Genomic DNA, 9,283 nt, shown 5'->3' on the forward strand with positions numbered 1-9,283 from the left:
CTGGAGAGTTCGCATCGCGGCTGGGGCAAGTCGGTGATCATCGGGGTTGCCGGCGCCGGCCAGGAGATCTCCACCCGCCCCTTCCAGCTGGTCACCGGCCGCAACTGGATGGGCACCGCCTTCGGCGGCGCCCGCGGCCGCACCGACGTGCCGAAGATCGTCGAGTGGTACATGGACGGCAAGATCCAGATCGACCCGATGATCACCCACACGATGCCGCTCGAGGACATCAACAAGGGTTTCGACCTGATGCATGCCGGCGAAAGCATCCGCAGCGTGGTGATCTACTAGGATTACGCCAAACTCGGCATCGATTTTGAAATTCACGAGCCATGATACCGCGTCCCGCTCAGGGGCGCGGAACCTAGAAAACGGCAACATCCGAATGCGGCCCGCTCCTCCGCCGGCCATGATACCGGTCAGCAATCTGATGAAGCCGATGGGCCATTCGGTCGCACGGCCGTGACAGCGAAGTACAGTGGCTATGTCGGAAGAAGCACCCCACGTCAGCACCATCTATGTCGATGCCGACGCCTGCCCGGTCAAGCCGGAAATTCTCAAGGTCGCCGAGCGCCACGGCCTGCCGGTCGTGCTGGTCGCCAATTCCGGTCTGCGGCCGTCCCGCGACCCGATGGTGCGTAATGTCATCGTCTCGGCCGGCTTCGATGCGGCCGACGACTGGATCGCGGAGCGAGCCGGCGAAGGCGATATCGTCGTCACGGCTGACGTTCCCCTGGCCGGCCGCTGTGTCGCCGCCGGCGCGCAGGTGACCGGGCCGACGGGACGCATCTTCGACAAGGCCAATATCGGCATGGCGACCGCGATGCGCGATCTCGGCGCTCACCTGCGCGAAACCGGCGAAAGCAAGGGCTACAACGCCGCCTTCTCGCCGCGAGATCGTTCCGCTTTTCTCGAAACGCTCGATCGGCTTTGCCGCCGCGTCAAACAGCGCTAGTGATGTAGAAAGCGCCGGGAGCGTTCATGAGGAAGGCAGACAGAAAGATCGCCCATCGCCGCCATGCCCCCTTCTATACCGGTGGCATTTGCGCCGTCCTCACCGCTGTTCTTTGCCTGTTTGTGGCACCCCAACTCGCGGTTGGGCTGTCGGCGGTCGTGTTCTTTTCCGCATATCTGGCTTTCATCGCCTATCGTCTGCCGAAATTGACGGGCGGCTATCTGAAGCGCAACGCTGCCGGCACCGACGAACCCGCGATCGTCATTTTTGCGGTCACGCTCATCGCCGTCGGCGTTTCCACCGGCTCCCTGTTCCAGGCGCTCAATGCCGACGAGACAGCGATCGAACTCATAATCGCCTTTGCATCGGTCGTGCTCGGCTGGTTGACCATCCATACGATGGCGGCGATGCACTACGCGCACCGCTATTGGAGCCCGGAAATGGGGGACAACGAGGGCGACGGCCACAGCCTTGAGTTCCCGGGCACGACGGAGCCGGGGGGCTATGATTTCCTTTACTTCGCTTTCGTCATCGGCATGACGGCACAAACCTCGGATATTGCCGTCACCTCGACCGCCATGCGAAAGATCAATCTCCTGCACGCGGTCGTATCCTTTTTCTTCAATACGGTGCTGGTGGCGGCTGCGGTCAATGCGGCCGTGTCGCTGGCATGACGCACTATTCAGCTTCAAAGGAGCACAGCTTGAAAGTCCTTTCCCAGAACACCGCCTTCGGTGGCATGCAGGGCGTGTTTTCGCACGACTCGCAGGCCTGCAAGACCGAAATGACCTTCGCGGTCTATGTTCCGCCGCAGGCGATCTCAGCCTCCTGCCCGGTTCTCTGGTATCTCTCCGGCCTGACCTGCACCCATGCGAATGTGATGGAAAAGGGCGAATATCGCCGCATGGCCGCCGAGCTTGGCCTGATCATCGTCTGCCCCGATACCAGCCCGCGCGGCAACGATGTTCCCGACGAACTGACCAACTGGCAGATGGGCAAGGGAGCAGGATTCTATCTCGATGCAACAGAGACGCCCTGGGCCGAGAACTACCAGATGTACACCTACATCACGCAGGAGCTGCCCGCCTTCGTCGGCCAGCATTTTCGCGTCGACATGAACCGCCAGGGCATCTTCGGGCATTCGATGGGCGGCCATGGCGCCATGACCATCGCGCTGAAGAACCCCGAACGCTTCAGGAGCTGCTCGGCCTTCGCACCGATCGTCGAGCCCTCAACGGCTGACTGGTCAGTCGGCGCCTTTGAAAAATACCTCGGCGCCGACAAGGCTGCCTGGCGGCAATATGACGCCTGCGCGCTGGTGAAGGACGGCGCGCGGTTTCCGGAATTCCTGATCGATCAGGGCAAGGCCGACAATTTCCTCGAAAACGGCCTGCGTCCCTGGCTGATCGAGGACGCCATCAAGGGCACCGGCATCGACCTGACGCTCCGGATGCATGAACGCTACGACCATTCCTACTACTTCATTTCGTCCTTCATGGACGATCACCTGAAATGGCACGCCAAGCGGCTGGCCTGAACTTCGGTCGGAGACGTCAGAACCGCGTCGCGCACCACAGCGCGGTTGTTCTTCAGGATGCGGATTGGAAACGGGGCGCAGTCGCGGTCTCGACGATCCGTATGCTCGATTCGCTCTGGCCGTGATGGCCTTCCATGTCGACGACGACGTGCCAGTGGCCGGATTGCGGGATGGTCAGCCGGATGGGCGACTTGCGCGCCACGCCGCCGACGAACTGATGCTTCATCGCCTGCTTGTAGAGGGCGAAATTGCTGTCCGTCATCAGCCGGACATTGGCCACGGCCGTAAGCGTGATCTCTATCGTCACCCCGGCTCGCTGCTGCTTGAGGTCGTAGTGCGTGAAGCTGAACTTCAGTTTCCTCATTCGGTTCTCGTTGAAAAGCTCTGCATCGGAAGCCGTTATATTAGGTCTTGCGTGTTAAGGAATGGTTTTGCGCGGCCGTCTCAAAGCGGGACCGGCCGGTCGGAAATCGACTTCCGCTCCTGCTATGGGCGCATCCGGCGAGACTACGCCTTCCCTGTCCGCCGCGTTTCGGCTATGGCGTTTTTCATGACACATCTCTTTCTCGTTGCCGCCGGTGGCGCCCTCGGTTCCGTGCTCCGCTACCTTGTCGGGCTCTGGACCTTGCGCGGTTTTGGACCGTCCTTCCCTTGGGGAACGCTGGCCGTCAATGTGACCGGGTCCTTTCTGATCGGCGTGCTGTCGGAAGCGATTGCGCGAAAATTCGGCGCATCCGCCGAGATGCGGGTTTTCCTGATCACCGGCATTCTCGGCGGCTATACGACCTTCTCCGCCTTTTCGCTTGATGCGATCACGCTCATGGAAGGCGGTGAACCGGTCACAGCGGCGATTTATGTGGGTGCGAGCGTGCTTCTTTCGGCAATCGCCGTGTTTGCCGGGCTGGCCCTTATGCGCGCAATGGTCTAAAGCGTCCGTCTCAGAGCGCCGCGCGTCCACAAGGGACCGGCTTGCTCTGTCATATCAGTTTGCGCACGGATTTCCGGTCGGCACCCTTGTCGAGGCAGGCGCGATCGCAATTGGATGCAGGTAAGAACACGATCATGGCGGGCATTGAACACAGACAAGTGGAATCCGACGAAGCTGGCATGCGGCTCGACCGCTGGTTCAAGGTTCATTATCCCGGCCTTGGTTTCGGTCCCCTGCAGAAGCTTCTGCGCTCCGGCCAAGTCCGCGTCGATGGCGGCCGCGTCAAGTCTGATACGCGCATCCAGCCGGGCCAGGTCATCCGCGTCCCGCCGATGGATGTCGATGCCAAGACCAAGACCGGCCCGATCGCCGGCCGCGACCTGCGCCATGCCTCCGATCACGAACTCCTGTCGCGCATGCTGCTGCATGAAGACGCCAAGGTGATCGTTCTCAACAAGCCGCCGGGCATCGCCGTCCAGGGTGGCTCCGGCGTCAACCGCCATATCGACGAGATGCTCGAAGCCTGGACCAGTCCCAAGGGCGAGAAACCGCGCCTGGTGCATCGGCTCGACCGCGATACGTCCGGCGTACTGGTGATCGCCCGCACGCGCGGCGCCGCACAGAAGCTGACGGCAGCCTTCCGCGAGCGCGATACCAAGAAGACCTATTGGGCGCTGGTGAAGGGCGTGCCGCGCAAGCGCGAAGACAAGATCTCCACCTGGCTCGTCAAGGAACAGACGCCGGACGGCGATCGGATGCGTATTGCCAAGCACGGCGAGGACGGCGCCGACCACGCCATTTCCTACTACCGCATCGTCGAACAGGCAGGCCAGAACTTCGCCTGGCTCGAGATGGAGCCCTATACCGGCCGCACCCACCAGCTGCGTGTCCACGCCGCCCACATCGGCCATCCGATCATCGGCGACCCCAAGTATTTCGAGGCTGAACCGAGCTGGGCTTTCCCCGGGGGTGTTCAGAACCGCCTGCATCTGCACGCGCGGCACATCGATATCCCGCATCCGGACGGCGGGCGACTGAGGATCAGCGCTCCGATGCCGCAGCACATGGTCCAGAGCTGGAACCTCATCGGCTTCGACATGGCCAGCGCAGAGGAAGACGAAGACTGATGAAGCTGGTTCTCTTCGATTGCGACGGCACGCTGGTCGACAGCGCGGGCCTCATTCACGAGGTCATGGCGCGCACCTTCGAGGACTTTGGCCTGGCCCGCGTCTCCCTCGACGCCACCAAGGGCATCATCGGCCTGACGCTCGATATCGCCATCGCACGGCTGATGCACCAGCCGCATGTGGACGATCGCGCGCTTGCCATGACCGCGCACTACAAGAAGATCTATGGCGGCGTCAGGGCCGAGATGGACTTTCGCGAGCCGCTTTTCCCGGGCATCAAGGCGCTCATCGCCACGCTTTCGGCACGCGATGCGGTTATCCTGGGTGCCGTAACGGGAAAGTCACGCCGCGGACTTGATCAGATCTGTGCAAGTCACGGTTATGAAAAGACATTCTTCGTTTCCAGAACCGCGGATGACTGCCCGTCGAAGCCGCATCCGGCGATGGTGACGGAGTGCTGCTCGCAGGTCGGCATCGACCCGAAGGACACGATTGTCGTCGGCGACGCGATCTATGACATGCAGATGGCCAAAAGCGCCGGTGCTGCCGCGATCGGCGTTTCCTGGGGCTATGCCTCGGTTTCCGAACTCATCAAGGCCGGGGCGGACCACATCGCCCATGTTCCCAGGGATATTCTGGACTGGATGGAGACCTATCATGGCTGATATTCGCAACGATCTGACAGGGGCGCTCAGCGATCCGGATCCCGTGCGCCGCGCGCAGATACAGATGCTGAAGCCACTGCCCAAGCGATTCTACACGACCGTCAGCATCGGCCCTGTCGAAGACGGCGGCTACGCCATTCTGCTTGACGGCCGCACCGTCCGCACACCGGCAAAGCAGCCGTTGACTGCGCCGACGGCCCGCGCCGCTGAACTGCTGGCGGCCGAATGGGATGCGCAGAAGGAAGTGATCGACCCGGCGACAATGCCCGTCACCCGGCTTGCCAATACCGCAATCGACGGTGTCGCGAAGGATATTCGTGCCGTCTTCGACGACATTCTGAATTTTGCCGGGACCGATCTCCTCTGCTACCGCGCCAGCGAGCCGGAAGGACTGGTTGCCCGGCAAGCCGAAGGATGGGATCCGGTGATGTCCTGGGCCGCCGAAAAGCTCGGCGCGCGCTTCATCCTCGCCGAGGGCGTGGTGCATCAGACGCAGCCAACCGCGGCGATCAACGCCTATGCCGACGCAGTGCGCGCCTATGCGACGCCGCTCGGCCTTTCCTGCCTGCACACCATCACCACCCTCACCGGGTCCGCCCTGCTCGCCCTGGCTTTCGCCGAGAAACGGCTTTCCGCTGAAGAAGCATGGGCACTCGCCCATCTCGACGAGGACTGGCAGATCGAGCATTGGGGCACGGATGACGAAGCCTTCCAGCGTCGCGAGAACCGCTGGCGGGACATGCAGGCGGCCACGGCGACGCTCGACGCGTTGCGCTGAACAATCAGAACCCTCGGAATGGCTTGAAAGACCGGGCTGCGTCCGTTTTGACGCAGCGCGTCGCCTGCACTTCAGGCCGTCAGCTTCAGCCCGGCGATGCCGGCGATGATCAACGAGATGCAGCCAAGGCGGATGGCGGTAGCCGGCTCTGCGAAAAGCACGATGCCGAGAATGACCGTTCCCACCATGCCGACGCCGGTCCACACGGCATAAGCAGTGCCGAGCGGCAATGTCCGAACCGCAATACCAAGCAGAACGACGCTTGCCACCATGGAGGTCGCGGTCAAAACCGTCGGCACCAGCTTGGTAAAGCCGTCGGTGTATTTGAGGCCGATCGCCCAGCCGATTTCGAGAAGTCCTGCGAGTAAAAGAATGATCCAGGCCACGATTTAACTCCGCTCAACGGAGCGAGGCCGTCCTCGCGGATGTTCGGTTATCAAACGATGGCTTGATCCCGTGCAGCCGTCTGCATGGGCAATCTATGCCATCCGGACCTGACGCTGGCAAGAGCCCGGCATGCATGGCTGGTGTGCCCTAAGCAGACTTTCGTTGGCAGGCCAACGTTTCGTCTGCTTAGGTGTTTGCTTTAACGCAGGTTCTGGCCGGAAAACCGTTGGACACTTTTCCGGACCCTGCTTAGTGGCCACGCTCTTTCCTGAGCTTTGCCCACCACTCGAGGCGTTTGCGGATATCGCGCTCGAAGCCGCGCTCCGGCGGATCGTAGAAAATCTTGCGGCCCATCTTCTCAGGGAAATAGTCCTGGCCCGAAAACGCATCCGGTTCGTCGTGGTCGTAGCGATAGCCGTCGCCGTAGCCCTCGCCCTTCATCAATTTGGTCGGGGCATTGAGGATGTGCTTCGGCGGCAGCAGCGAGCCGTTCTCCTTGGCGGCGCGCATCGCGGACTTGTAAGCGGTATAGACGGCGTTCGACTTCGGCGCGGTCGCGAGATAGACGCAGGCCTGCGCCAGCGCCAGTTCGCCCTCCGGCGAGCCGAGATAGTCATAGGCATCCTTGGCGGCATTGCAGATCACCAGCGCCTGCGGATCGGCAAGGCCGATGTCCTCGACCGCCATGCGCACCAGCCGCCGTCCGAGATAGAGCGGGTCCTCGCCGGCATCGAACATCCGGCAGAGATAATAGAGTGCCGCATCAGGATCCGAGCCACGCACCGATTTATGCAGGGCGGAGATCAGATTGTAGTGGCCGTCCTGCCCCTTGTCGTAAACCGGCGCGCGCCGCTGGACGATCTCCTGCACGGCGTTGGCATCGAACACTTCATCCTTGCGTGCCGCCCGCCAGACCTCCTCGGCGAGCGTCAACACCGCCCGGCCATCGCCATCTGCCATGCGCACCAGGCTGGCGCGTGCATCGGCATCGAGCGGCAGAGGCTTTCCCTCCACCTGTTCGGCGCGCGCCAGCAATTCGGCAAGGCTCGCCTCGTCATGCGGTTTGAACGTCAGCACACGGGCGCGCGACAGAAGAGCGGCATTGAGCTCGAAGGACGGGTTTTCCGTCGTGGCGCCGACCAGAATGACCGTGCCGTCTTCCATGACCGGCAGGAAACTGTCCTGCTGGGCACGGTTGAAGCGATGGATCTCATCGACGAAGAGCAGTGTCTGACGACCGGACATGCGGCGGGCGCGGGCCGATTCGAACACACGCTTCAAATCCCCAACGCCGGAGAAAATCGCCGATATCTGTTCAAACGCAAGTCCAGCTTCGCCCGACAGCAGCCGGGCAACCGTCGTCTTGCCCGTTCCCGGCGGCCCCCAGAAGATCATCGAGCCGAGCGATCCGGACGCGATCATGCGCGCAAGAACACCGTCCTCGCCCGTCAGATGCTGCTGGCCTGTAACCTCGGCCAAGGTTTGCGGCCGCAGCCGATCGGCCAGCGGTCGTTTTTCGCTCATGCCGGCGGGTTCGATCGGGGAGAAAAGGTCGCTCATCGGAAGAACTGGCGGATACGCTGGCCATCGCGTTCGATCTCGACGCGCCACAGCGACGGATCGTCCTTGGTGATGGCTTCGAGCGTGGCTGACTTGTCGATCGGAGTGCCATTGACGGCGAGGATGATGTCCTTTGGCAGAAAACCCACCCGGGCTGCCGGCGAGCCGCGATTGATCTGAGTGATCACGACGCCCTCAGACGATGCCGGCATGCGCAGTTCATCGGCAAGGCGCGGCGAAAGATTGCCGACGACGGCGCCGGCGAAGGGATTATGCCCCTCGATCAGCCGCTCGTCGCGAGGCGACGTTTCCGGAGCCTGCGCAAGCGTCAAATCGATATCGCGGCTCTTCCCGCTGTCCATCACGGTGATCCTGGCATCATGGCCGATGCCGACGGTGGTCAGCCGGTAGCCCAATGCATCCGGATGCTCGACGGGAATGCCGTTGACGGCCACGATCACCTGCCCCGGCTTGATGCCCGCCTTTTCCGCCGGCCCGCCTTCGATCACCGAACTGACCAGCGCGCCCCTCGCCCGGTCGAGCCCGAGCGCATCGGCGACTTCCGACGTCACCGGCTCGAAGCTTGCGCCAATGAACGGGCGCGTGAAGCTGCCGTTGCCCCCCTCGGCCGATGCCAGGAAGACCTTGACGAGATTGGCCGGGATGGCAAAGCCAACGCCGTTGGAGCCGCCGCCGCGCGAGAAGATCGCGGTGTTGATGCCGATGAGCTGGCCGTTCATGTTGATCAGGCCGCCGCCGGAATTGCCGGGATTGATCGCCGCGTCCGTCTGAATGAAGAAACCGAAATCACCCGAGACGACCTGGTTACGGGCGAGCGCCGAGACGATGCCGCTGGTAACAGTCTGGCCGACGCCAAAGGGATTACCGATCGCCAGAACGAGATCGCCGACTTCGACCGCATCGGAATCACCAAGGGGGACGGTTTCGAAGGGGCCGTCCGACTTGATCTTCAGGACGGCCAGATCCAGCCGATCGTCCTTCAGCATGATCGTGCTCTCGAATTCCCGCCCGTCGGCAAGCGCGATCTTGATGTCGTCGGCGTCGGCGATCACGTGATTGTTGGTGACCACGAGGCCATTCTTCCCGACGATGACGCCGGAGCCGAGCGACGACTGCTTTTCCGAGCGATTCGGCATCTGCTGGCCGAAGAACTGCTCGAAGAACGGATCATCGCCAAAGGGTGAGCGGCGCTCGACGGTCTTTTCGGCATAGACGTTGACCACTGCGTTCGCCGTCTGCTTGACCAGCGGCGCGAAGGACAGTTGCATTTCCGTGCGGCTTTGCGGCAGCGCCTTCTGCGTGGCCCCCTGCGCGACGACGGCGCC

At 62.4% G+C, this 9,283-nt stretch carries 11 protein-coding genes and 1 pseudogene; 8 read left to right on the forward strand and 4 right to left on the reverse strand.

Annotation, left to right across the window (positions count from 1 at the left end; all coding sequences use genetic code 11):
* The 4 genes and pseudogenes from A3AY_RS35950 to fghA form a co-directional block, all read left to right on the forward strand.
* Window positions 1-291 (forward strand): annotated as a pseudogene (locus A3AY_RS35950) (S-(hydroxymethyl)glutathione dehydrogenase); the annotation flags it as partial.
* Between the two features lie 193 nt (window positions 292-484).
* Window positions 485-955, forward strand: coding sequence for a YaiI/YqxD family protein (locus tag A3AY_RS0124100; protein WP_018328249.1), 471 nt, complete (start codon window positions 485-487; stop codon window positions 953-955).
* Window positions 956-981: 26 nt separating this feature from the next.
* Window positions 982-1,629 (forward strand): DUF1345 domain-containing protein, encoded by a 648-nt coding sequence (locus A3AY_RS0124105; RefSeq protein WP_018328250.1) that lies wholly within the window; start codon window positions 982-984, stop codon window positions 1,627-1,629.
* Between the two features lie 29 nt (window positions 1,630-1,658).
* On the forward strand, window positions 1,659-2,492 hold the full coding sequence (fghA, locus tag A3AY_RS0124110) for an S-formylglutathione hydrolase (RefSeq protein WP_018328251.1): 834 nt from the start codon (window positions 1,659-1,661) through the stop codon (window positions 2,490-2,492).
* Between the two features lie 52 nt (window positions 2,493-2,544).
* On the opposite strand, the gene A3AY_RS0124115 is transcribed toward fghA, so the two are convergent.
* Window positions 2,545-2,856: a DUF1883 domain-containing protein gene (locus A3AY_RS0124115; RefSeq protein ID WP_018328252.1), complete on the reverse strand. Its 312-nt coding sequence runs from the start codon at window positions 2,854-2,856 to the stop codon at window positions 2,545-2,547.
* 186 nt (window positions 2,857-3,042) lie between these two features.
* Between A3AY_RS0124115 and crcB the strand changes: the two genes are divergently transcribed.
* The 4 genes from crcB to A3AY_RS0124135 all read left to right on the forward strand — a co-directional run bounded on the left by crcB (window position 3,043) and on the right by A3AY_RS0124135 (window position 5,990).
* Complete coding sequence (gene crcB, locus A3AY_RS0124120) at window positions 3,043-3,420, forward strand: fluoride efflux transporter CrcB (RefSeq protein WP_026203777.1); 378 nt, start codon at window positions 3,043-3,045, stop codon at window positions 3,418-3,420.
* 134 nt (window positions 3,421-3,554) lie between these two features.
* Complete coding sequence (locus tag A3AY_RS0124125; RefSeq protein ID WP_026203778.1) at window positions 3,555-4,547, forward strand: RluA family pseudouridine synthase; 993 nt, start codon at window positions 3,555-3,557, stop codon at window positions 4,545-4,547.
* A complete protein-coding gene (locus tag A3AY_RS0124130) occupies window positions 4,547-5,212 on the forward strand; it encodes an HAD-IA family hydrolase (RefSeq protein WP_018328255.1) in 666 nt (221 codons plus the stop codon). Before A3AY_RS0124125 ends, A3AY_RS0124130 begins: the two co-directional genes overlap by 1 nt.
* Complete coding sequence (locus tag A3AY_RS0124135; protein ID WP_018328256.1) at window positions 5,205-5,990, forward strand: ATP12 family chaperone protein; 786 nt, start codon at window positions 5,205-5,207, stop codon at window positions 5,988-5,990. The genes A3AY_RS0124130 and A3AY_RS0124135 overlap by 8 nt, the downstream gene beginning before the upstream one ends.
* Window positions 5,991-6,061: 71 nt before the next feature.
* Here A3AY_RS0124135 and sugE read toward each other — a convergent pair whose 3' ends face one another.
* From sugE to A3AY_RS0124150, 3 genes are all read right to left on the reverse strand, one after another.
* Window positions 6,062-6,376, reverse strand: coding sequence for a quaternary ammonium compound efflux SMR transporter SugE (gene sugE / locus A3AY_RS0124140; RefSeq protein WP_018328257.1), 315 nt, complete (start codon window positions 6,374-6,376; stop codon window positions 6,062-6,064).
* A gap of 250 nt (window positions 6,377-6,626) precedes the next feature.
* Window positions 6,627-7,937 (reverse strand): replication-associated recombination protein A, encoded by a 1,311-nt coding sequence (locus A3AY_RS0124145; protein ID WP_018328258.1) that lies wholly within the window; start codon window positions 7,935-7,937, stop codon window positions 6,627-6,629.
* On the reverse strand, window positions 7,934-9,226 hold the full coding sequence (locus A3AY_RS0124150; protein ID WP_234913233.1) for a DegQ family serine endoprotease: 1,293 nt from the start codon (window positions 9,224-9,226) through the stop codon (window positions 7,934-7,936). The genes A3AY_RS0124145 and A3AY_RS0124150 overlap by 4 nt, the downstream gene beginning before the upstream one ends.
* Window positions 9,227-9,283 lie beyond the last annotated feature (57 nt).

This window comes from Rhizobium giardinii bv. giardinii H152 (assembly GCF_000379605.1).
GTDB classification, from domain to species: domain Bacteria; phylum Pseudomonadota; class Alphaproteobacteria; order Rhizobiales; family Rhizobiaceae; genus Pararhizobium; species Pararhizobium giardinii.

Bases quoted from the DNA above. Each gene is read 5' to 3' on its own strand.
- A3AY_RS0124130 (WP_018328255.1), top strand. From the start codon at position 4,547: ATGAAGCTGGTTCTCTTCGATTGCGACGGCACGCTGGTCGACAGCGCG.
- A3AY_RS0124125 (WP_026203778.1), top strand. From the start codon at position 3,555: ATGGCGGGCATTGAACACAGACAAGTGGAATCCGACGAAGCTGGCATG.
- A3AY_RS0124115 (WP_018328252.1), bottom strand. From the start codon at position 2,856: ATGAGGAAACTGAAGTTCAGCTTCACGCACTACGACCTCAAGCAGCAG.
- A3AY_RS0124105 (WP_018328250.1), top strand. From the start codon at position 982: ATGAGGAAGGCAGACAGAAAGATCGCCCATCGCCGCCATGCCCCCTTC.
- A3AY_RS0124100 (WP_018328249.1), top strand. From the start codon at position 485: ATGTCGGAAGAAGCACCCCACGTCAGCACCATCTATGTCGATGCCGAC.
- crcB (WP_026203777.1), top strand. From the start codon at position 3,043: ATGACACATCTCTTTCTCGTTGCCGCCGGTGGCGCCCTCGGTTCCGTG.
- A3AY_RS0124150 (WP_234913233.1), bottom strand. From the start codon at position 9,226: ATGCAACTGTCCTTCGCGCCGCTGGTCAAGCAGACGGCGAACGCAGTG.
- A3AY_RS0124145 (WP_018328258.1), bottom strand. From the start codon at position 7,937: ATGAGCGACCTTTTCTCCCCGATCGAACCCGCCGGCATGAGCGAAAAA.
- A3AY_RS0124135 (WP_018328256.1), top strand. From the start codon at position 5,205: ATGGCTGATATTCGCAACGATCTGACAGGGGCGCTCAGCGATCCGGAT.